We start from the raw sequence: 21,233 nt of genomic DNA, 5'->3' as shown, positions 1-21,233 counted from the left end.
GACGCACACACATGAACCGTCCGCTCCGCATCACCCTGCTCACCGTCCTCGCCGTGGCCCTGGTCGCGGCGGGGGCGGTGGGTGGCTTCCTCTTCGGAGGCGGGGACAGCAAGGCCCCGAAGAAGTTCTCCGAAGTGCTGACAGACACCTGTCCGACGGCCCTGCGGCGGGTGCCCTCGTCGCTGCTGGACAGGGTCGTCCCCGCATCCCACAACGCGGGCGGCGAACAGAGGACGACGTACGCGAAACTCGCGGTCAACGCCCATTGCGGCATCACCGTGGACGGCAAGGAGGTGCTGCGGGTCGACATCGAGCAGCACAACTCGGCACACAAGCCCCGCCGGGCGGGCACGGGCCCGGGACACGGCAAGACCAAGGGCATCCCCGGCTACGAACAGAGCTGGTCCTCCCAAGACGCCGCCGGCCTCTCCGTCCCCTGCACCAAGAACACGGGTGACGGCGACGCCACCAGCGTGTACGTCAAGGCGCAGGCGTGGCGGGAGCAGTACGGGGGCCTGCGCGAGGACCTGGTGCGCATGGCCGAGCAGGCCGCCGAAACCGGCCGCGACCTGGCGTGCGCGGCCGGCTCCCCGGTGCCCGACTGAACACTCCGGGGCGTTACGCGCGTTACGCGGCCAGGGAGGCCAGGTAGTCGTCCAGGAGCTCGACTTGCCGCCGTGGCGGGAACGCCGCCGGGTCGAACAGCGCCTGGACCACCAGGCCGAGGATGAAGGACTGGGCCCCGGCCGCGATGTGCGTGGGGTCGCGGGGCGGCAGTTCGCCGAGCTCCTGGGCCGCGGCCACCCGCTCGCTCAGCCTGTCGCGGCTTTGGCTGTACTTGCGGGCGTAGCCGGTGCTCAGGTCGGGGCCGGAGAGCGCGGCGTCCCAGGAGGAGACCCAGATCCGGTTGCTGTCGGTGGCCGAGCGGCTCAGCATGACGCTGGAGGGTGTGCGACGCGAGGCATGGCCGTACCAGGGCGTGCGCTGCGACAAGCAGCTCCGGGCGATCCGCGCTCCCGAATGGCGGCCCCTGGGTCGATGACCGCGCGGACGTGCCCGCGCGGGCGGCATGAGGGCCGGATGTGCGGCTCCCCGCTGGAACTCCCCTCACAGCTCCCTCGGGGGTGAAACGGAAGCGCTCCCCGCCCGGTTTGACCAGGTGGGGAGCGAGAGCGGCGGACGAGTCGGCCTGTACGCCGGGTTCTGTCTCCCGTGGGCCTTACGGCCCGCGGGGAGGCGGCCATCCATCTAGGGCCGGCGTTGCCACCGGCCTCGTGCGGTCTACCCGCGGACTCGGGCGGGCAGCCCTCGATCATCCGCGCAGAGCCGCCTTGCGGTGGCTCCTCTTGACCTTGCTCCGGGTGGGGTTTACCTAGCTGCCCAGGTCGCCCTGGGCACTGGTGGTCTCTTACACCACCGTTTCACCCTTACCGGGTGCCTTGCGGCCCCGGCGGTCTGTTTTCTGTGGCACTGTCCCGCGGGTCACCCCGGGTGGCCGTTAGCCACCACCCTGCCGTGTGGAGCCCGGACGTTCCTCGGCGGGACCCCGAAGGACCCCGACGCGACCGCCCGGCCGGCTCGTCCGCCGTGGTGACCATGGTACCGGTCCGGGTGGGGCGGCTCAGACGAAGTCCGTCGTCTCCAGCGAGAAGGAGAAGGGAGCGGGCAGGTCGAGCTGCTTGCCGAAGGGGACCGTGACGTGCTGGCGGTAGTCGCCGTTCTCCGGGTCGCTGAAGAGCGTCACGTCGCTGTTGTCCCGGTCGACGAGGAGGTAGAGGGGGATGTCACCGCGCGCGTAGCAGTGGCGCTTGGCCTTGCGGTCCCGGTCCGGCTTGGTCGAGGTGACCTCGACGACCATGGACACGCCGTCGCACGGCATCCACGGCTCGGCACCCCGGAAGAGCCGCAGCTCGGTGGGGACGAAGGTGGAGTCCGGGATCACGTGGTTGCTCACACGCAAGTCCCCGCGCGGGACCTTGAGGCCCTTGTTCCCGGAGAAGTCCATGTCCGTGACGGACTTCCTGATCACTTCAGTCACGATGAGGCAGAGGTGGTCCTCGTGGTCTCCGTCGGGAGGCGGAGTGATCACGATCTCGTCCTCGATCAGCTCGGCCCGGAAGCCTTCCGGTGTCTCCAGGGCCAGGAAACCCTCAAGCACCACTTCCGCGTGGGAGGGCAGTTCGCACACCATTCCACCAGCCTAGGGACGGAGCGAGTCGGTACCTCGCGGAAAGGATCTTCCTCACTCGATCGTGGCATCGGCCCGTCGCGGCAACGGCTCTCTCGACACCGCCCACCCCGGCCCGGGACACTGCTTCGACGGCTGGGCACCAACGCCGACACCATGAGCGAGGACAGCGTGAGCAAAGACCCCGTGAACAGCGACTGGTGGCGGCAGGCCGTCATCTATCAGGTCTATCCCCGCAGCTTCGCCGACTCCGACGGCGACGGCATCGGCGATCTGCCCGGGGTCACCAGTCGGCTGCCGCACCTCGCCCGGCTCGGGGTCGACGCCGTCTGGCTGAGCCCGTTCTATCCGTCCGCGCTCGCCGACGGCGGCTACGACGTGGCGGACTACCGCGACGTCGATCCGCGTCTCGGGACGCTGGACGACTTCGACCGCATGGTCGCGGAGGCGGACCGGCTCGGGCTCAAGGTGATGGTGGACATCGTCCCCAACCACACCTCGAACGACCACGCGTGGTTCCGGGAAGCCCTGCGCGCGGGCCCCGGCGATGCGGCCCGCGAGCGGTACGTCTTCCGGGAGGGGCGAGGGCCGGGCGGGGAGCGGCCGCCGACCGACTGGGTCTCGTGCTTCGGCGGGCCCGCGTGGACCCGGCTGCCCGACGGACAGTGGTATCTGCATCTCTTCGCCCCCGAGCAGCCCGATCTCAACTGGGACCACCCGGAGGTGCGCGCCGACTTCCTCACCACGCTGCGCTTCTGGTCCGACCGGGGCGTGGCCGGTTTCCGGGTGGACGTCGCGCACGGGCTGGCCAAGGACCTGGCCGAGCCGCTGCGCGACATCGGCGACGTGCCCGGCTACGAGCCGGAGGACCTGCCCGAGGACGGCAGCCATCCGCTGTGGGACCGCGACGAGGTGCACGGGATCTTCCGCGAGTGGCGCAGGGTGTTCGACGAGTACGACCCGCCACGGATCGCGGTCGCCGAGGCGTGGGTGCGTAACTCCCGCCGGGTGTCGTACGCCCGCGCCGACGAGCTGGGCCAGGCGTTCAACTTCGACTTCCTCGACGCCCCGCTGACCGCCCCCGCCCTGCACGCCGTCATCGACGGCGCGCTGTCCGCAGCCCGGGAGGCGGGGGCCTCGGCCACCTGGGTGCTGTCCAACCACGATGTGATCCGGCACCGCAGTCGGCTCGCCCTGCCGGACGATCTGACGGGCGCGGGGCGGGACGCCTGGCTGCTGGCGGACGGCCGGGACCCGGAGATCGACCGCGCGCTGGGGCTGCGGCGGGCCCGTGCCGCGACGCTGCTGATGCTGGCCCTGCCCGGTTCGTCGTATCTCTACCAGGGCGAGGAACTGGGGCTTCCCGAGGTCGCCGACCTGCCCGTGGACGCGCTCCAGGACCCGACCTGGGAGCGCAGCGGCCACCGGGTCAAGGGCCGGGACGGCTGCCGGGTGCCGCTGCCGTGGACCCGTACCGGCCCGTCGTACGGGTTCGGCGCGGGCGGCGCGTGGCTGCCGCAGCCGGAGTGGTTCGGGGAGCTGTCGGTCGAGGCGCAGGACGGGGAGCCCGGTTCGACGCTGGAGCTGTACCGGGAGGCGCTGCGGCTGCGGCGGGAGCTGCGAGGGGATGAGACCGTCGAGTGGCTGGGCTCGGTCGCGGAGCTGAGCGCCGGGCTGCTGCACTTCCGCCGCTCCGGGGGCTGGCACAGCGTCACCAACCTGTCGTCGGCGGCCGTGCCGTTGCCCGCCGTGGGCGAGGTGGTGCTGAGCAGCGGGCCAGAGGCGGCGGCCGGTGCCCAGTTGGCGCCGTACGCCACGGTCTGGCTGCGGGAAGCGGGCGCGTAGGCCGTAGGCTGCGGGGCTGGGGTGGCGCCATCGGCACCGCCCCAGCCCCGTGCCGTACCGCCGCCGAAGCCTCCGAGGAGAACCCGTGCTCGTCCTGCTGCCGCCGTCCGAGGGAAAGGCCACGGGAGGCTCCCGGTCCCCGCTGGACCTGGGATCGCTGTCGCTGCCGGGGCTGGGCGAGGCCCGCGCCCGGGTCCTGGACGAGCTGGTCACGCTGTGCTCGGGCGACGAGGCGAAGGCGGCCGAGGTGCTGGGGCTGAGCGCGGGGCTGCGCGGCGAGGTCGGCAAGAACGCGGCGCTCCGGTCGGCCGGGACCCGGCCCGCCGGGGAGATCTACACCGGTGTGCTGTACGACGCGCTCGGCCTCGCCACCCTCCCCGCCCCTGCCCGGCGCCGCGCCGAACGCTCGCTGCTGGTCTTCTCGGGCCTGTGGGGCGCGGTACGGATCGACGACCGCATCCCCTCCTACCGCTGCTCGATGGGCGTCAAGCTGCCGGGCCTCGGCGCGCTCGGCGCCTTCTGGCGCACGCCGATGGCCACCGCGCTCCCGGAGGCCGCCGGGACCGGGCTGGTCCTGGACCTGCGGTCGGCGGCGTACGCGACGGCGTGGAAGCCGAAGGGGGAGGTCGCGGAGCGCACGGCGACGGTACGGGTGCTCCAGTCGAAGATCGTGGACGGCGTGGAGAAGCGGTCCGTGGTGAGCCACTTCAACAAGGCCACGAAGGGCCGGATGGTGCGCGACCTCCTGACTGCCGGGACCGAACCAGCGGGTCCCGCGGAGCTGGTGGAGGCGCTGCGAGGGTTCGGGTACGCGGTGGAGGCGAAGGCTCCGGAGCGGGCGGGGCGGCCGTGGGCCCTGGATGTGGTGGTGACGGAGCTTTAGCCCTGGTCCGGGCCGGAGCCGCGGAGTCGGGGGCGCGTCCGGGCGAACGCGGCCCGCGGCCCGGCCCCCGATCGCCGGAACGCGCCCGCCCCGGCGTTCGCGCTGACGGGCCTCCGCGACGTCACGGGAGCCGGGCCCCGCACGCCCGCCAAGGGCGCGGGTGGCCGGGATGCCGCAGCGTACGCGTCGGGCCGGACCGGACCGGCCGCGGCGGCGGCGGGCGGCGCCGCGCAGAGCGCGGCCACCGTCCGCCCGCAGCGCGCGTCATTGCACCCTCCGCAACGTGCGTTGCGGGTCGTGCCACCCGCCCGCAGAATGGTCCCGTGACTGACGACAACGCGCCCTCCCCCTCCCTGCTCGACCTCGCCCCCGTCATCCCCGTCGTCGTCATCGACGACGCGGCGGACGCGGTTCCGATGGCCCGTGCCCTGGTCGCGGGGGGACTCCCCGCGATCGAGGTCACCTTCCGCACCCCGGCCGCCGCCGACGCCATCCGCGCGATCGCGGCCGAGGTGCCGGACGCGGTCGTCGGCGCGGGCACGGTGCTCACCCCCGGCCATGTGGACACCGCCGTCGCGGCCGGGTCCCGCTTCCTGGTCAGCCCGGGGTGGACGGACCGGCTGCTGGGCGCCATGCGCGACTCCGGCATTCCGTCGCTGCCGGGGGTCTCGACGACGTCGGAGGTCGTGGCGCTGCTGGAGCGCGGGGTGACCGAGATGAAGTTCTTCCCGGCGGAGGCGGCCGGCGGTACGGCCTACCTCAGCTCCCTCGCCTCCCCGCTCCCGGACGCCCGCTTCTGCCCCACCGGCGGCGTCAACGCCACCCGCGCCCCCGGCTACCTCGCCCTCCCCAACGTGGGCTGCGTGGGCGGCACCTGGATGCTGCCCGCGGACGCGGTGGCGGCGGGCGACTGGACCCGCGTGGAGTCCCTGGCCCGGGAAGCGGCCGCCCTGCGGTAAGGGCGGGCGCCTACCGCAGGTGGGACGTGTCGTTCAGGAGGCGGACGGAGGCGTTGCCGTCGGTGTAGTAGGCCACCGCCGACAGGGATGCCGCCGAGAGTTCCATGCGGAAGAGGGACTCCGGCGGGGCGCCGAGGGCCAGGCGGGTCAGGGTTTTGATCGGGGTGACATGGGTGACGAGGAGCACCGTGCGGCCCGCGTGGCGCGCGATCAGCTTGTCGCGGGAGAGGGCGACGCGGCGGGCGACCGTCGCGAAGGATTCGCCGCCGCCCGTGGGGGCGGCCTTGGCGGAGGCGAGCCAGGCGTCGAGGTCGTCCGGGTGGCGGTCGCGCACCTCGGCGAAGGTCAGGCCCTCCCAGGCGCCGAAGTCCGTCTCGCGCAGCCCCTCGTCGACGCGGACGTCGAGGCCGAGGCGGGCGGCCACCGCGTCGGCGGTCTCGCGGCAGCGCTTCAGGGGCGAGGTGACGATGGCCTGGATGGTGCCGCGCGCGGCGAGGGAGGCCGCGACGAGTTCGGCCTGACGGTGGCCGACGGGCGAGAGGCCGGGGTCGGTGCCGCCGCTGCCGGAGAAGCGCTTCTCCGGGGTGAGCGGCGTCTCGCCGTGCCGGAGCAGGACGAACGTGGTGGGCGCGCCGAGGTCGGCGGAGCCCCAGCCCCTGACGGGGGCCACCGCGGCCGACGGAGCGTCGGGGGTGGCTGGCTCGGCGAGGGCGTCGTCGGCGGGGGCCTCGGGGGCGGCCGTCGCAAGGGTGCCGCCCGGCGGCACCTTGGGCTGCCACTGCTCGCCCCGGCCGCCCGCGTCCATGGCCTCGTTGGCGAGCCGGTCCGCGTGCTTGTTCTTCTCGCGCGGAATCCAGCCGTACGTCACCTGGCCGGGCGGCAGCAGCCCCTTGGCCTCGGCGGCGAGCGGTCGCATGTCCGGGTGCTTGATCTTCCAGCGGCCGGACATCTGCTCGACGACCAGCTTGGAGTCCATGCGGACCTGGACGTCCGCCTCCGGGTCGAGGGCGTGGGCGGCCCGCAGACCGGCGATCAGGCCCTTGTACTCGGCGACGTTGTTGGTGGCGGTGCCGATGTACTCGGCGACCTCGGCGAGCGGTTCGCCGGTCACCGCGTCGAGGACGACGGCGCCGTACCCGGCGGGCCCCGGGTTGCCCCGGGAGCCGCCGTCGGCCTCGATGATGAAGCGGCGCCGTGTCATCGTCCTACAGCCCCGACTCGGGCGTACGGATCAGGATGCGGTGGCAGTTCTCGCACCGGACCACGGTGTCCGGGGCGGCCGCCCGGACCTCGTGCAGCTCGGTGATGGCCAGTTCCTGGCGGCAGCCGTCGCAGGCCCGCTGGTAGAGCCGGGCGGCGCCGACGCCGCCCTGCTGCTCGCGCAGCTTGTCGTACAGCTTGAGCAGGTCGGCGGGGATGGTCCCGGCGATGACCGCGCGCTCCTTGGTGATGGTCGCGATCTCGGCGTCGATCCCCTCGGCCGCCGCGTCGCGCCGCGCCGTGGCGTCGGTGATCTTGCCCTGGACGGACTCCACCCGGCCGGTCAGCTCGGTGCCCCGCTCCTGGGCGGCCTCGCGGCGCTCCATGACCTCCAGGACGACATCCTCCAGGTCGCTCTGGCGCCGGGCCAGGGAGGCGATCTCGTGCTGGAGGTTCTCCAGGTCCTTGGGCGAGGTGACGGCCCCGGAGTCCAGGCGCTTCTGGTCGCGGGCGGCGCGCTGGCGCACCTGGTCCACGTCCTGCTCCGCCTTCTTCTGCTCGCGGGCGGTGTCGCTCTCCTCGGTCTGCGAGGCGACGAGGAGGTCGCGCAGCTGGGTGTGATCGGCGATCAGGGTGTCGAGTTCGGCGTGCTCGGGCAGCGTCCTGCGCTTGTGCGCGAGCTGCGAGAGCCGTACGTCGAGGCCCTGGACGTCGAGCAGGCGGATCTGGTCTGCGGGCGCGGCGTTCAGCGGGGGGCTCCAGGGGTGGTCGTAGGGGACGGAAGAGGCGGGCCTCAGGCCGGTGAGGCCGAGGCGGGGTCGGGCGCGAAGGCCCGGAACGGGGCGGCGGCCGCTGCGTGGGCCGTCCAGGGGTCGGTGACCTTACGGGAGACATGCGTGCGCAGGTCCCAGCCGTGCCGGTCGGAGATCTCGTCGAGCTGCGCCGCGGCCAGCTCGGTCCAGGGCCACTCGGTGGCCCAGTGCGCGGCGTCCACCAGCGCGAGGCCGCCGTGTTCGCGGGCCTCGGAGGCCGGGTGGTGGCGCAGGTCGGCGGTGAGGTACGCGTCGACTCCGGCCGCCCGTGCCTCGGCGAACAGCCCGTCCCCGGAGCCGCCGCAGACGGCGACGGTACGGATCGCACGGTCCGGGTCGCCCGAGGCGCGGATGCCCTGCGCGGTGGCGGGCAGCCGGGCGGCGGCGCGCTCGGTGAACTCGCGCAGCGACTCGGGGCGGTCGAGTTCGCAGATCCGGCCGAGCCCCTGGCGTCCGGCGGGGTCTGCCGGGTCCGGCACCAGCGGGCGGACGGTGCGCAGGTCGAGCGCGCCCGCGAGGGCGTCGGAGACGCCGGGGTCGGCGCGGTCGGCGTTGGTGTGCGCGACGTGCAGCGCGATGTCGTGCTTGATCAGGGTGTGCACCACCCGCCCCTTGAAGGTGGAAGCGGCGACCGTGGTCGTGCCCCGCAGATAGAGCGGGTGGTGGGTGATCAGCAGATCGGCGCCGAGCGCCACCGCCTCGTCGGCGACCGCCTGGACGGGATCGACGGCGAACAGGACACGACCGACCTGGGCATCGGGGTCCCCGCACACCGTTCCGACGGCGTCCCACTGCTCCGCCCGCTCGGGCGGCCAGAGGGCGTCGAGGGCGGCGAGGACATCGGTGAGAGCGGGCACGGGGGCAAGGCTACCTCCCAGATCACCGGGAAGCCTTGCCCCCGCCTTCACTCAGCGCGACCGCCGCACCATGGGCGACCTGAAGGGGGATCAGCGGGCCAGATAGCCGCGGAGGTCGTCCAGCACCCGGTCGGCGGCGGTGACGCCGAGGCCCAGGTACCAGGTCTCGTCCGGGACGTTCTCGGCGTGGCCCGCCTTGACCGCCTTGAGCTTCTTCCACAGCGGGTTGGACTCCGCCTGGTCCCGCTTGGTGGCCTTGGCGTCGCCGTAGACCCCGGTGAAGATCCAGTCGGCGTCGGCCTCGTTGATCCGCTCCGGGCCGATCTCCGTGGCCAGGTCCTCGACCTGCTGGTTCTTGGGGCGGGGCAGGCCGACGTCCTGGAGGATCGTGCCGATGAAGGACGCCTTGGCGTAGAGCCGGGTGAACTCCGGCATGAAGCGCAGCATGGTGACCGTCGGCTTCTTCGGGCCGATGTCCTCGCCCAGCTTCTCCGCCTTCGCCTCGTACGCGTCGAGCTCGCGCTCGGCCGCGGCGGTGCGGTCCAGGGCCGCCGCGTTGAGGCGGTAGTTCTCCTTCCAGGTGAAGCCGGGGCGGATGGAGAAGACGGTCGGGGCGATCTGCTTCAGCTCGTCGTACAGCGGCTCGGCGCGCAGCTTGCTGCCGAGGATCAGATCGGGGTGGAGGGCGTTGATGGCCTCCAGGTTGAGGTTGTTGATGGTGCCGACGTTCTTCGGGTTCCCGGCCTCCTTCTTGAGGTAGCCGGGGAGGGCCTGATCGCCCTCGGAGGGCGCGTAGCCGACCGGCTTTAGCCCGAGCGAGACGACGTTGTCCAGCTCGCCGACGTCGAGCACCACGACCCGCTTCGGCTTGCTCTTGATCTCCGTCTTCCCCATGGCCTGGGTGATGGTGCGCGGGAACTGGCCGGGCTTCGCGTCGGTGCCCAGCTTCGCGGTCTGCTCGGCGGCCTCGCCGAAGTCCTTGCCGCCCTGCGCGACGGACTTGCCCCCGCCGCCCTTCCCCTTGTCGCCGTCCTCGCCGCTGCCGGACGCGCCGCAGGCGGCGAGGGAGAGGGCGCCGGCCAGGGCGAGGGCGAGGGCGGCGCTGCCGCGGCGGTGTACGGACATCCGGTGCTCCAGGGTCGTGCGGGCGGGACAAGGCACTTAGGTGTGCCTTACTTTAATCGCACTCCGGATCGACTCCTTACAGCACATTCATCCGCGACCTCTCAGGCGAATCGGTCAACGGCCACACGTAAGGGTGGAGCCGACCCCTTATCGGCCACCGCAAGGGGGTAGGGAACCTACGTTCAGTGGCCGGAGGTGACTGAACGATGACCGCCTGTGCCATCGACGCCGCCCTCACCACGGGAGCCAGCGCCCGGCCACGAGAAAGGTCCACGGATTTCACCATCACCCCGGACCGTTCGTACGGCGCGCGGCTCGCGCTCAGCGGCGACACCGGCTGCTGGTTCCCCGAGCGCTGGACGCTGGACGGACCCGAGCCGTACGCCGTGCCGCTGCCGGGCGCCCAGCCCGAGGAGCCGGACAGCGAAGTGCTGCCGCTCTCCGACGGGCAGGTGCTGATCCACCGCCGGGTGGCCGGGCACCACGCCTTCTCGCTGCTCTACCCCACCGGCCCGGGGACGGGCGAGCGGGTGCTCGGCGGCATCGACCGCGCCGACGTCTCGCTGCTGCCGCCCGCCCCCGGCGGCACCTGCGCGTACGCCCTGGGGCGCGGCCCGCGGTCGACCTCCGTCTGGCTGATCCGCGGCGGCCCCCGCGGGCTCCAGCACCTGGCCGAGGTGCCGGGCCGCTGCACGGGCGGCGCGTGGCTGGACCGCATGGGGCGGCTGCTCGCCCTCGACCGCGAGCTGGAGGGCCGTACGAAGACCATCGTCGTCGACCTCGGGCGCGGCGGTGAGACCAGCCCGCTGCTCCAGATCACCGAGCGCAGCAACGACCGGCTGCTGCTCGCCGACCCCGACAGCGGTCTGCTGCTCGTACGGTCCGACGCGCCCGGTGACGAGCGGCTGGGGTGGGGCCTCCTGGGCAGCACCCTCCCGGTCCGCTTCCCGGACTGCCTGCGCGCGCCCGCCCAGGCGGCGGCCGTCCCCTTCGCGATCCAGCCGGGGCAGATGCTGACACCGGAGGCGTGCGCGGTGGCGTTCCGCATCGACACCGCGGCGGGCGGGCGGCCGTGGGTGGGCGTGTGGCGCCCGTCCGAGCGGCGGTTGCGCCAGTTCTCGGCGCCGGAGGGCTGGCTGGCCGGGTCCGGTCTGTGGAGCCGGGACGGTGAGCTGTGGCTGCCGTACGCGACCCGGCAGGTGCCGTGCGGGCTGGCCCGGGTGTGGCTGCCGGAGCCCGCCCCCCGGGCGTCCGCCGGATCACCCGCGGGGCAGCGGGTGATCCGCCGAGCCCCCCGCCCCGCCGCCCGCCCGGCGGAGGTGTCCGGGATCACGCCGTGGCGCCAGGTGAGCGGGCTCGGCGCGGACGCGGACGCGATCACCCACGCGGGCAGGAGCGCGGACGCGCTCACGCAGGCGGGCGCGAGCGCGCACCCGGGCGCGAGCTTGGCTACGGGCGCGGGCTTCGCCGCGAGCCCGGACCCCGGCGCGGGCAGGAGCTTGGGCCCGGGCGCGGGCACGACCTTGATCGCCGGGGCGAGCTACGGCGCGGGCAGGGGACCCGGCGCGGGCGCGAGCATGAGCGCGGGCGCACGCGCGGGCAGGGGTGCGGGCACGGACCCGGGCGCGGGCGCGCCCTTGGCTGCGGACACAGGCTTCGGTGCCAGCACGGGCCCCGGCGCGGGCGGGGGCGCAGGTGTGGGCTTCGGTGCGGGGGTGGACCCGGGTGCGGGATTGGGGGCGGGGGCCAGCTTGAGTGTGCGCGTGAGCACGGGCCCCGGGGCGGGCTCAGGCGTGAGTCTGGGCTCGGGCTTGGGGGCGGGCGTTGCCACGCACGCGGGCGCGCGGGCGCATCCGGGCGTCGAGTCCGGGGTGGAGCCGTGGGTGGGGACGGGGTGCTGGCCCGGGGTCGAGCAGGAGACCGGCCAGGACTCCGGGCTGACCGTCGTCGCCCCACGGCCCGTTCCGCTCCAGCAGGCGCCTCTCGCCAGGTCGGCGGAGCCCCGCCCACCCCGCTGGGTCCGCGATCACCGCCCTGGTTAGACTCGGTCGCTGGGCTGCGCAGCCGGGTTGGCACAGCGCGTATCGACGTTGTGGCGGGCCCCTCGCGCAGAGTACGGAGCGAACTTACCGGGGTGACTTCCCACATGTCCGAAGCCCGAACCGACATGACCCAGGCGCGCGCGCAAGAGGCCGCCGCCGAGGCCGATGCCGCCTCAAGCCAGGGCAAGCATCGGGGTCAGCAGGCCCCGTCCGAGGAGCCGCAGGCTCCGGTGCACGGCCGCCACCGCCGCCCGAGCGAGAACGCCTCGTAGGGCGATCGGGAGCGAGCGCGTCCCCCACCCCTCCATTTCGGAGGGGTGGGCCACGTCACCCCCGCCACATCGCACCCCGCCGCGTCACCCCCGCTTCAGGCTCAGCACCTCCACCGCCGCGAACCCCTCCCCGCGCCGCTCGCCGAAGTACGGCGTGAGCAGGCCGTCCAGCTCCGCGAAGCCGAAGACGTCCCCCGCCGCGTCCAGCTTCGCGGCCACCCGGGGCCGCTCCACGATCGCCACCATGCCCCCGTGCACCACGAACACCTGGCCGTTCACCCCCGTCGCCTGCGGGGAGGCGAGGTAGCCGACGAGCGGAGCCACGTGTTCCGGGGACAGCGGGTCGGGGCGGCCGTCCGCCGTGAACTCGGCGTCGGGGAAGACGTCCTCGGTCATCCGGGTGCGCGCCCGAGGGCAGATGACGTTCGCCGTCACGCCGTACTTGGCGAGCGCGCCCGCCGTGGAGAGGGTCAGGCCGACGATGCCGCCCTTGGCGGCCGCGTAGTTGGGCTGGCCGGGCGATCCGGCGAGGAAGGCCTCGGACGAGGTGTTCACGACACGGCCGTGCACCGGCCCGCCCCCGGCGGCTTTGGAGCGTTCGCGCCAGTGCGCGGCGGCGAAACGGGTGGTGTTGAAGTGGCCCTTGAGGTGGACGCGGATGACCGAGTCCCATTCGTCCTCGGACATCGAGAAGACCATCCGGTCGCGCAGGATGCCCGCGTTGTTGACCAGGATGTCCAGCGCGCCGTACGTGTCGACCGCGAGCCGGACCAGTCCGCGCGCCGTGTCGAAGTCGGCCACGTCGCCCACGTGGGCGGTGGCCCGGCCGCCCGCCGTACGGATCTCCTCGGCCACCTCCTTGGCGGGGCCGTGGGACGCCTCGCCGGAGCCGTCGCGGCCGCCCTGCCCGTAGTCGTTGACGACGACGGCGGCGCCCAGGCGGCCCAGCTCCAGCGCCTCGGCGCGGCCGAGCCCGCGCCCGGCGCCGGTGACGATCGCGGTCTTGCCCGCCAAGGGACGCGTCAGATCTCGATGCATGTGCGCAGCGCCTCCCCCGTCCGCATCTGGTCGAGCGCGTCGTTGATCTCGCCGAGCCGCACCCGGTGGGTGATGAGTCCGGCGAGGTCGATGCGGCCCGCCCGCCACAGCGCGATGGTGCGTTCGTACGAGCGCAGCACATCGCCCCCGCCGTACAGGGACGGCAGTATCCGCTTCTCGTCGAAGAACAGCTCGAACATGCTGAGCTGGAGGAAGTCGTCCAGCGCGCCTGCCCCGACGACGCACAGCGTGCCGCCGCGCCGCGTGGTCTCGTACGCGCGGCGGGCGGTGGCGGACTTGCCGACGACCTCGAAGACGTAGTCGAAGCCCTCGCCCGCCGTGACGCTGTTCTTGGCGTCGTCGAGCCCGTCCGGGGCGACGGCCTCGGTGGCGCCGAAGCGCAGCGCGGCCTCGCGCCGCGAGGGGACGGGGTCGACGGCGACGATATGGGCCGCGCCCGCCGCCCGCGCGCCCTGCACCACGCTGATGCCGACACCGCCGCAGCCGATGACGGCGACCGACGAACCGGCCTCCACCCGCGCCGTGTTGAGGGCCGCGCCGAGACCGGTGGTCACGCCGCAGCCGATGAGGGCGGCGATGTCGTACGGGACGTCGTCGGGGATGGGCACGGCGCAGGGCGCGGGGAGGACGACCTCCTCGGCGAAGGTCCCGGTCCCGGCCATGCCGAAGACCTGGTCGGCGCCGTCGCCCGCGCGCTTGAAGTTAGGCGTTCCGGCGTTCATGAACCCGGACAGACACAGCTGGGACTGACCGCGTTTGCAGGACGGACAGCCGCCGCACGCGGGCAGCCAGCACACCAGCACCCGGTCGCCGGGGCTCAGCCCGGTCACCCCGTCGCCGACCTCCACGATCTCGCCCGCACCCTCGTGGCCGGGGACGAAGGGGACGGGCTGCGGCAGGACGCCGCCCATCGCGGAGAGGTCGGAGTGGCACAGCCCGGTGGCCCGGATACGCAGCCGGACCTTGCCGGGGCCGAAGCCCACCGCCTCGATGTCGTCGAGGACTTCGAGCTTGTCCTGTCCCGTCTCGTGCAGTACGGCTGCGCGCACAGCGGCTCCTCTTGGATAAGTGGGATAGCAAGGTCAGACGTGCTCGACGACCGTGTCGCCGAGCACGGGCGCGTCGTCCCGCTCGACGGCGCTCGCCGTCACCTGGACGCGCCCCTCGTCCCGCCACATCCGGACGCGCAGCGTCTCGCCCGGGTAGACCACCCCGGCGAAGCGCGTGGTGTACGAGCGCACCCGGGCGACGTCGCCGCCCAGCTCGGTGTCCACGACCGCCTTGAGGACCATGCCGTACGAGCACAGCCCGTGCAGGATCGGCTTCTCGAACCCGGCGACCTTGGCGAACCCGGGGTCGGCATGCAACGGGTTCCAGTCCCCGGAGAGCCGGTACAGCAGCGCCTGGTCCTCCCGGATGGCCCGTTCCACCGTGCGGTCGGGCTCCCGGGCGGGGGTCTCCAGCCGCTCGGAGGGGCCGCGCTCGCCGCCGAAGCCGCCCTCGCCGCGGACGAAGATACGGCTGTCGCAGGTCCACAGCGGGCCGTCCGCGTCGGCCGCCTCGGTGCGCAGCACGATGACCGCGGCCTTGCCCTTGTCGTACACCGCCGCGACCCGGGACGTCTGGGTGGCGTCCCCGGCGACGGGGATCGGCCGGTGGAGTTCGACGGTCTGGCCGCCGTGCAGGACGGCCGCGAGGTCGACGTCGATCCCCGGGCCGTTCAGCCCTCCGGCGAGCGCCATGCGGCCGCCCGCGACGGTGGCGAAGCTGGGCAGGACGTGCAGCTGGTTCTCCAGGGTGTAGCGCAGCTCATCGGGGTCGGTGGCCGGGATTCCGGCGCCGATGCCCAGGTGGTAGAGCTGGATGTCCTTGTGTCCCCAGGCGAGGGCGGTGGTCCGGGGCTCGGCCGAGACGGCCGTGGCGGCGTCGATGGGCATAGGGCGGCAGCACTCCTTGGCCTTGACGGGAGAGGCGGGAAGACCCCGGCCCGCCCGTCCGCACCGTCGGCCGCGCCGGGGTCGTCACTGGTCGGCAGGGCCGCGCCGCGTTTAGAACGCGTTCTAGCCGATGGCACCTGTATAGCCCAATCCCCCTGGAGGGGGAAGACTGCTGACAGGGCGTCAGTTCCGGTTGCCCGGCGGTCCCCGCACGCCCGGCCGGTGCGTACGTACGCCCTCGTACGCGCCCGTCGGGGCCGTTCGTCACCGCACCCGGGACAAATGTCACGGCCATCCCCGGACATCCGCATCTGCCCGGCTCATACCGGCGTCCGTAAGGTCGGTCCCATGTACGCCACTGCTGTGGACATCGAGCGGCTCAAGCCGCCGGGCCGCCGGGCCTTCCTGCCCTGGCTGTTCCTGCTCACCCCCGACGCGAGGCACCTCGTCGGGGGCGGGACGCCGCTGCCCTGGCTCGGCGGCCTCGGTCTGGCGGCCTTCGTGGGGTTCTACGTGGCCACCGTCTACACCGGCCTCGACCCACGGCGCCGCGCCACCCGGGCCCCAGTCCTGGCCCTCGCCGGACTGGCCGCAGTTGCCTTCGCCCTGGGCATCGGCTACGCCAGGAACTGGCTGCTGTGCTTCCCGCTGCTGTCCCTGGCCACCGGGATCGTGCTCCGGGGACGCAGGTTTCTGGGGCCCGTCATCCTCACATTCGCCGGTTCCGCCGGGGTCATCGCGAGTGTGCGCGGCGGGCCCTCGGACTCGTTGACGGTCGGCTACGGCACCGTCCTGTCCGGTCTGGTGACGGCGGCCGTCCTGTCCCTCTTCGAGACCGTCGCCCAGCTCCGCGCCACCCGCCAGGAGCTGGCCCGTACGGCGGTGGAGAAGGAGCGGCTGCGCTTCTCCCGCGATCTGCACGACCTCCTCGGGCACACCATGTCGGTCGTGGTGGTCAAGGCGGAGGCCGTGCGCCGGCTCGCCCCGCGCGATCTGGAGGCCGCTTTGGGCCAGGCCGCGGACATCGAGGCGGTCGGCCGCCAGGCGCTGACCGAGATCCGCGAGGCCGTCACCGGCTACCGCGAGGGCAGCCTGGACACCGAGCTGGACCGGGCCCGCTCGGTGCTCGACGCCTCCGGTATCGAGGCCAACGTCCACCGCTCCGGACCGCCGCTGTCGCCCCAGGCGGAAGCGCTGCTGGGCTGGGTGGTGCGGGAGGGCGTCACCAATGTGGTGCGGCACAGCGGGGCGGCCCGCTGCGAGATCGACATCCGCGGTGGCATCGACCGGGTACGGCTGGTGATCACCGACAACGGGCACAGCGTAGGCTCCCGTCCGGCCGACAAGGGCGAGGGCGAGGACAGCAGCGGCGGGACGGGCCTCAAGGGGCTGGCCGAGCGGCTGGCCGCGGCGGGCGGCTCGCTGGAGTCCGGCCCCGACGGGCGCCGGGGCTTCCGGCTCGTCGCCGAACTGCCGGTGGATACGGAGGACTCGATGGAGATGAGGGAGCCCGGGCAAGGCCCGCAGGCCAAGGGGGTCCGCACGGCGTGATCAAGCTGCTGCTCGCCGAGGACCAGGGAATGATGCGGGGCGCGCTGGCTCTACTGCTCGGCCTGGAAGAGGACTTCGAGATCGTCGCGCAGGTCGGCGACGGCGACGAGATCGTGCCGCGCGCGCTGGAGACCGGACCCGATGTCGCGCTGCTGGACATCGAGCTGCCGGGCCGCAGCGGACTGGACGCCGCCGCCGCGCTGCGCCAGGCGCTGCCGGACTGCCAGGTGCTGATCCTCACCACTTTCGGCCGCCCCGGCTATCTGCGCCGGGCGATGGAGGCGGGGGCCGCCGGGTTCCTGGTCAAGGACGGGCCGGTGGAGGAGTTGGCGGTCGCGATCCGCCGGGTGCTGGCGGGTGAGCGCGTGATCGACCCGGGCCTGGCCGCGGCCGCGCTCAGCGCGGGCCCCAATCCGCTCACCCAGCGCGAGCGCGATGTGCTGTCGGCGGCGGTGGACGGCGCGACGGTGGCCGACATCGCGGCCAAGGTGCACCTCTCCCCCGCCACCGTGCGCAACTATCTCTCCTCGGCGATCGGCAAGACCCAGACCCGTAACCGCATGGAGGCGGTCCGGGCGGCCCGCCAGAACGGCTGGCTGTAACAGGTTCCTGGACGGCGTCTTGCTCAGGCGTCCGCGCGGGTCGCGGCCGGGGTGCGTGGCAGGGCCACGGCCATCAGCACCACCGCCGCCGCGATGATCCCCGTGGCCACGACGAACGCATGGCCGTACCCGGCGGCAAGCGCCTCCGGCCCGCCCCCGCCGCGGGCCGTGATCCGCTCGGCCGCGACCGTCGCCAGCACCGTCAGGCCGAGCGCTCCGCCGATCTGCCGCGAGGTGTTGACCAGCCCCGACACCAACCCCGCCTCGGACGGGGCCGCGCCCGAGGTCGCGGCGGCGGCGAGCGGGGTCATCATCAGCCCGGACCCGAGGGACATCACGATCGCGGGGCCCAGCACCGTACCGGCGAAGGTGCCGTCCGCGTCCATCCGGCTCTGCCACGCGTAGCCGACGACGGCCAGCGAACCGCCCGCGATCGCCAGCAGCTTTCCGTCCAGCCGGGTCATCAGCCGGGGCGCGAGCTTCGAGCCGAGGATGATCGACAAGGTGTGCGGAAGGAAGGCGAGACCGGCCTTGACCGGGCTGTAGTGCAACACGTTCTGCAAGTAGAGCGACATGAAGTACCACATCGCGAACATGCCGCCGCCGCACACCACCATCACCGCGTTCGCTGCCGTGACCGCCCGGATGCGGAACAGCCGCAGCGGCATCAGCGGTTCCTCGGTGCGCGCCTCGACGGCCACGAACACCGCGAGCAGCGCCAGCCCGGCGAGCAGCGGGCCCAGCGAGGCGGCGGCGCCCCATCCGTACGGCTCGGTCTGCACGATGCCGTACGCGAGCGCCGCGACGCCCGCCGTGACCAGCACCGCGCCGGGGACGTCGAGCCGTCGTACCGCCCCGGTGCGGCCCTCGGTCAGCCACACCACCGCGGCCACCAGCACCACCACGCCCACCGGCACGTTGACCAGCAGCACCCAGCGCCAGGACAGATACTCGGTGAGCACCCCGCCGACCAGCCCGCCCGCCGCTCCCCCGCCCGCGCCGACCGCCGTCCAGGTGCCGATGGCGCGGGTGCGGGCCGCGCCGTGCGGGAAGGCGGTGGTGAGGATGGTGAGCGTGGCCGGTGAGAGCACGGCCGCGCCCAGGCCCTGGAGGGTGCGGGCCGCGATCAGTTGCCAGGGCTGCTGGGCGACGCCACCGGCCAGGCTGGCGGCGGTGAACAGACCGAGCCCGGTGAGGAAGACCCGCTTGCGACCGAAGAGGTCGGCCGCGCGCCCGCCGAGCAGCAGGAATCCGGCGAAGGCCAGCGCGTAGGCGTTGACCACCCACTGCAGCGCGGTCTCGCCGAGCCCCAGGTCCGTGCGGATGGACGGCAGGGCGACGTTGACCACCGATACGTCGAGGACCACCAGGAACTGTCCGGCACAGGCGGCCAGCAGCACCGCCCACACCGGCGGCGCGGCGCGCGGCGGGCGTATCGCGGGGGCGGGTGGGGAGGAAATGGCATGCGGAGGGGGAGTTGGGGTGGACATGCCGGTGATGCTCGCATCGCACCACGATCCAACGCATCCGCATTTCTGCGCATTTGCGGACGACGCGGGTCCTAGGACCAGGGGCAGACGGTCGTCGGGTGGTCGTAGGCGGTCATCAGGCGGTCGTCATCCGGTCGGCGACGGGTCGCGGGGCAGGCCGAGCAGCCGTTCCGCGACGACGTTCAGCTGCACCTGGGTCGTACCGCCCGCGATGGTCAGACAGCGTGACATCAGAAAGCCGTGCAGGGCCCGCTCCCCCGCGCCCTCGCGCACCGCGCCGCCGGGTCCCAGCAGCTCCAAGGCGAGTTCGGCGACCTTCTGCTGGTGGGCGGTCTGGACGAGCTTGCGGACACTCGCGCCCGCGCCCGGCTCCACCCCGGACACCTGACGCAGCGTGGTGCGCAGCCCGATGCAGGCGAGGGCGTGGGCCTCGGCCAGGAGCCCGCCGACGCGCTCGCGCTCCGGGCCGGTATCCGGAACGGATGCGATCAGCGCCTCCAGGCCGGTGTCGAAGGTCAGCTGGTCGGCCATGTGGACGCGTTCGTTGCCGAGGGTGTTCCGGGCGACCGCCCAGCCCGCGTCCGCCTCGCCCACCACCGCGTCCGGCGGGAGCAGCGCGTCGTCCAGGTACACCTCGTTGAAGAGGGATTCCCCGGTGATCTCGCGCAGGGGGCGGATGGTGATTCCGGCGGTCCGCTTCATGTCGACCAGGAAGTAGCCGAGCCCCTTGTGCTTGGGCGCCGCCGGGTTCGTACGGGCCAGCAGGATGCCGTAGTCCGCCGTCCGCGCCCCCGACGTCCACACCTTCTGCCCGCTGACCCGCCACCCGCCCTCCGCCGTCCGCTCGGCCCGGGTGCGCAGCGCGGCGAGGTCGGAGCCCGCGTCGGGCTCGGAGAACAGCTGGCACCAGCGCAGTTCGCCACGGAGCGTCGGCAGCAGGAAGCGTTCGCGCTGGGCGTCCGTGCCGTACGCGATGAGCGAGGGCACCACCCAGGTGGCGACGCCCAGATCGCTGAGGACCACGCCCGCCTCGCGCAGCTCGCGCTCGATGACGAGCTGGTGCAGGGGGCCCGCGCCGAGGCCGTACGGGGGTGGCAGATGCGGTGCGGCGTACCCGGTGGACGCGAGGGCGCGCCGGGCGGCGCCCGGGTCCAGCCCGCGCGCCGTCGCGATGACGGCGCGGGCGCTGCGGCGGTGGGTCTCGGCCTCGGGCGGGAGGTCGAGCCGCAGTTCACGGCGGGCGCCGGTGGCGGCGAGGCGGGCGGCGCGTAATCGGTGGTGTGCGCCGGTGCCGAGCAGGGCGCGGGCCGTGGTGGCGCGGCGCAGATGGAGGTGGGCGTCGTGTTCCCAGGTGAAGCCGAGGCCGCCGAGGATCTGGACGCAGTCCTTGGCGCAGCCGTACGCGGCGTCCAGCGCGGTGGCGGCGGCGAGCGCGGCGGTGAGCCCGCGGACGGCTGGGGGCTCGTCCTGCGTCCTGGCCGCGTCCCAGGTGAGGGCGCGGGCCTGCTCGACGCGGACGAGCATGTCGGCGCACAGGTGCTTCACGGCCTGGAACTGCCCGATCGGCCGCCCGAACTGCTCCCGCACCCGGGCGTGCCCGACCGCCGTCTCCAGCGCCCAGCCCGCCGTGCCGCACGCCTCGGCGGCGAACAGGACGGCCGCCAGGTCGGTGACGAGCGCCGGGTCGACGTCCAGCACCCGGCCCTCGGGGACGGCCACGGCGGAGGCGCGTACCTCGGCGGTCGGGCGGGTGGGGTCGGCGCTGTCCTGGACGCGGACGGTGAGGTCGGCGCGGTCCACGGCCAGCCATATGGTCACCGTGTGGTGTATCGCCGCGGCGAGGACGATCACGTCGGCGTCCCCCGCGCCCAGGACGGGCGGTGCGCAGCCGTCGAGGACCAGCTCGCCGTCCGGGCCGGGTACGGCGGTGAGCGACCCGGGGCCGAACGCGACGGCCGCGGTGCGGGTGCCGTCGGCGAGGCCCGCGACGAGTTCGTCCTGTCCGGCGCGGTGCAGTACGGCGGAGGCCAGCACGGTGGGCAGATACGGCCCGGGCAGCGCGGCCCGCCCCGTCTCCTCCAGGACGACGGCGAGGTCCGTCAGCCCTCCGCCGCCTCCGCCCCGCTCCTCCGGCAGATGCGGCCCGAGCAGGCCTTGGGCGGCCAGCCCTGGCCAGTACGGGGGCCTGCCGCCGTCGCCGGGCGCGACGTCGAGCGCCTTCCGCACCGCCTCGGGCGGCGCGGCCCTCTTCAGCCACCCCCGTACCGCTCGCGCCAGTTCCCCTTGGTCTCCCGTGACGGCGATGCCCATGGCGCGATACTAGAACCGGTTCCCCTCTGACGGAAGGTCAGCTACGGCGGGCGGCGCCGGGGCCTCTCCCCCACCCCGCCCCTTCCCGAACCTGGGGCCCC

18 protein-coding genes, 1 other RNA gene and 2 pseudogenes are annotated in these 21,233 nt (G+C 73.8%); 9 read left to right on the top strand and 12 right to left on the bottom strand.

The window, feature by feature from the left end; translation table 11 throughout:
* The first annotated feature begins 11 nt into the window (after nt 1–11).
* Nucleotides 12–605 carry a hypothetical protein gene (locus ABZ370_RS12505; RefSeq protein ID WP_358619490.1) on the top strand — a complete coding sequence of 198 codons (594 nt, stop codon included), beginning with the start codon at nt 12–14 and terminating at the stop codon, nt 603–605.
* A gap of 22 nt (nt 606–627) precedes the next feature.
* On the opposite strand, the gene ABZ370_RS12500 is transcribed toward ABZ370_RS12505, so the two are convergent.
* Entirely contained in the window at nt 628–936 is a 309-nt protein-coding gene (locus ABZ370_RS12500) for a TetR family transcriptional regulator C-terminal domain-containing protein (protein WP_358619488.1), read from the bottom strand.
* On the opposite strand from ABZ370_RS12500, the pseudogene ABZ370_RS12495 reads away from it, so the two are divergent.
* A pseudogene (locus ABZ370_RS12495) lies at nt 914–1,042 on the top strand (RimJ/RimL family protein N-acetyltransferase); the annotation flags it as partial. The gene ABZ370_RS12500 and the pseudogene ABZ370_RS12495 overlap by 23 nt on opposite strands.
* A 134-nt stretch (nt 1,043–1,176) precedes the next feature.
* On the opposite strand, the gene rnpB reads toward ABZ370_RS12495, so the two are convergent.
* An RNA gene (rnpB, locus tag ABZ370_RS12490) (RNase P RNA component class A) lies at nt 1,177–1,581 on the bottom strand.
* Nucleotides 1,582–1,621: 40 nt separating this feature from the next.
* Nucleotides 1,622–2,191, bottom strand: a complete 570-nt coding sequence (locus ABZ370_RS12485) for a Uma2 family endonuclease (RefSeq protein WP_358619487.1) — start codon at nt 2,189–2,191, stop codon at nt 1,622–1,624.
* 168 nt (nt 2,192–2,359) lie between these two features.
* Between ABZ370_RS12485 and ABZ370_RS12480 the strand changes: the two genes are divergently transcribed.
* The 3 genes from ABZ370_RS12480 to eda all read left to right on the top strand — a co-directional run bounded on the left by ABZ370_RS12480 (nt 2,360) and on the right by eda (nt 5,875).
* Nucleotides 2,360–4,033 (top strand): alpha-amylase family glycosyl hydrolase, encoded by a 1,674-nt coding sequence (locus ABZ370_RS12480; protein ID WP_358619485.1) that lies wholly within the window; start codon nt 2,360–2,362, stop codon nt 4,031–4,033.
* 85 nt (nt 4,034–4,118) lie between these two features.
* Nucleotides 4,119–4,916, top strand: coding sequence for a peroxide stress protein YaaA (gene yaaA / locus ABZ370_RS12475; protein ID WP_358619483.1), 798 nt, complete (start codon nt 4,119–4,121; stop codon nt 4,914–4,916).
* Between the two features lie 323 nt (nt 4,917–5,239).
* Nucleotides 5,240–5,875 (top strand): bifunctional 4-hydroxy-2-oxoglutarate aldolase/2-dehydro-3-deoxy-phosphogluconate aldolase, encoded by a 636-nt coding sequence (gene eda / locus ABZ370_RS12470; protein WP_358619481.1) that lies wholly within the window; start codon nt 5,240–5,242, stop codon nt 5,873–5,875.
* Between the two features lie 10 nt (nt 5,876–5,885).
* On the opposite strand, the gene ABZ370_RS12465 is transcribed toward eda, so the two are convergent.
* The 4 genes from ABZ370_RS12465 to ABZ370_RS12450 all read right to left on the bottom strand — a co-directional run bounded on the left by ABZ370_RS12465 (nt 5,886) and on the right by ABZ370_RS12450 (nt 9,869).
* Nucleotides 5,886–7,076 (bottom strand): bifunctional RNase H/acid phosphatase, encoded by a 1,191-nt coding sequence (locus ABZ370_RS12465; protein ID WP_358619479.1) that lies wholly within the window; start codon nt 7,074–7,076, stop codon nt 5,886–5,888.
* A 4-nt stretch (nt 7,077–7,080) separates the two neighbouring features.
* A complete protein-coding gene (locus ABZ370_RS12460; RefSeq protein ID WP_358619862.1) occupies nt 7,081–7,824 on the bottom strand; it encodes a C4-type zinc ribbon domain-containing protein in 744 nt (247 codons plus the stop codon).
* Between the two features lie 44 nt (nt 7,825–7,868).
* Entirely contained in the window at nt 7,869–8,744 is an 876-nt protein-coding gene (locus ABZ370_RS12455) for a Nif3-like dinuclear metal center hexameric protein (RefSeq protein WP_358619477.1), read from the bottom strand.
* Between the two features lie 90 nt (nt 8,745–8,834).
* A complete protein-coding gene (locus ABZ370_RS12450) occupies nt 8,835–9,869 on the bottom strand; it encodes an iron-siderophore ABC transporter substrate-binding protein (protein ID WP_358619476.1) in 1,035 nt (344 codons plus the stop codon).
* 206 nt (nt 9,870–10,075) lie between these two features.
* Here ABZ370_RS12450 and ABZ370_RS12445 point away from each other — a divergent pair.
* Both ABZ370_RS12445 and ABZ370_RS12440 read left to right on the top strand, forming a co-directional pair.
* Nucleotides 10,076–11,101, top strand: a pseudogene (locus tag ABZ370_RS12445) (hypothetical protein); the annotation flags it as partial.
* A gap of 914 nt (nt 11,102–12,015) precedes the next feature.
* Nucleotides 12,016–12,183 carry a hypothetical protein gene (locus tag ABZ370_RS12440; RefSeq protein ID WP_358619474.1) on the top strand — a complete coding sequence of 56 codons (168 nt, stop codon included), beginning with the start codon at nt 12,016–12,018 and terminating at the stop codon, nt 12,181–12,183.
* Nucleotides 12,184–12,267: 84 nt separating this feature from the next.
* Here ABZ370_RS12440 and ABZ370_RS12435 read toward each other — a convergent pair whose 3' ends face one another.
* The 3 genes from ABZ370_RS12435 to ABZ370_RS12425 are packed head-to-tail and all read right to left on the bottom strand — an operon-like array spanning nt 12,268 to nt 15,179.
* A complete protein-coding gene (locus tag ABZ370_RS12435; RefSeq protein WP_358619472.1) occupies nt 12,268–13,221 on the bottom strand; it encodes a 3-oxoacyl-ACP reductase in 954 nt (317 codons plus the stop codon).
* The gene (locus ABZ370_RS12430) at nt 13,206–14,291 is read right to left on the bottom strand and encodes a Zn-dependent alcohol dehydrogenase (protein WP_358619470.1); all 1,086 of its coding nucleotides are present in this window, start codon (nt 14,289–14,291) and stop codon (nt 13,206–13,208) included. The genes ABZ370_RS12435 and ABZ370_RS12430 overlap by 16 nt, the downstream gene beginning before the upstream one ends.
* Nucleotides 14,292–14,324: 33 nt before the next feature.
* Nucleotides 14,325–15,179 (bottom strand): MaoC/PaaZ C-terminal domain-containing protein, encoded by an 855-nt coding sequence (locus ABZ370_RS12425; protein ID WP_358619468.1) that lies wholly within the window; start codon nt 15,177–15,179, stop codon nt 14,325–14,327.
* A gap of 348 nt (nt 15,180–15,527) precedes the next feature.
* Here ABZ370_RS12425 and ABZ370_RS12420 point away from each other — a divergent pair, with 348 nt between their 5' ends.
* On the top strand, nt 15,528–16,730 hold the full coding sequence (locus ABZ370_RS12420) for a histidine kinase (RefSeq protein WP_358619466.1): 1,203 nt from the start codon (nt 15,528–15,530) through the stop codon (nt 16,728–16,730).
* Nucleotides 16,727–17,332 (top strand): response regulator transcription factor, encoded by a 606-nt coding sequence (locus ABZ370_RS12415; RefSeq protein WP_358619465.1) that lies wholly within the window; start codon nt 16,727–16,729, stop codon nt 17,330–17,332. Before ABZ370_RS12420 ends, ABZ370_RS12415 begins: the two co-directional genes overlap by 4 nt.
* 23 nt (nt 17,333–17,355) lie before the next feature.
* On the opposite strand, the gene ABZ370_RS12410 is transcribed toward ABZ370_RS12415, so the two are convergent.
* On the bottom strand, nt 17,356–18,822 hold the full coding sequence (locus ABZ370_RS12410; RefSeq protein WP_358619463.1) for an MFS transporter: 1,467 nt from the start codon (nt 18,820–18,822) through the stop codon (nt 17,356–17,358).
* Between the two features lie 126 nt (nt 18,823–18,948).
* Nucleotides 18,949–21,132, bottom strand: a complete 2,184-nt coding sequence (locus ABZ370_RS12405) for an acyl-CoA dehydrogenase (RefSeq protein WP_358619461.1) — start codon at nt 21,130–21,132, stop codon at nt 18,949–18,951.
* Nucleotides 21,133–21,233: the final 101 nt, after the last annotated feature.

This window comes from Streptomyces sp. NPDC005962 (assembly GCF_040629205.1).
GTDB lineage: Bacteria > Actinomycetota > Actinomycetes > Streptomycetales > Streptomycetaceae > Streptomyces.
The sequence above is the reverse complement of the archived record's forward strand: the minus strand, read 5'-3'. Positions and strand labels throughout refer to the sequence as shown.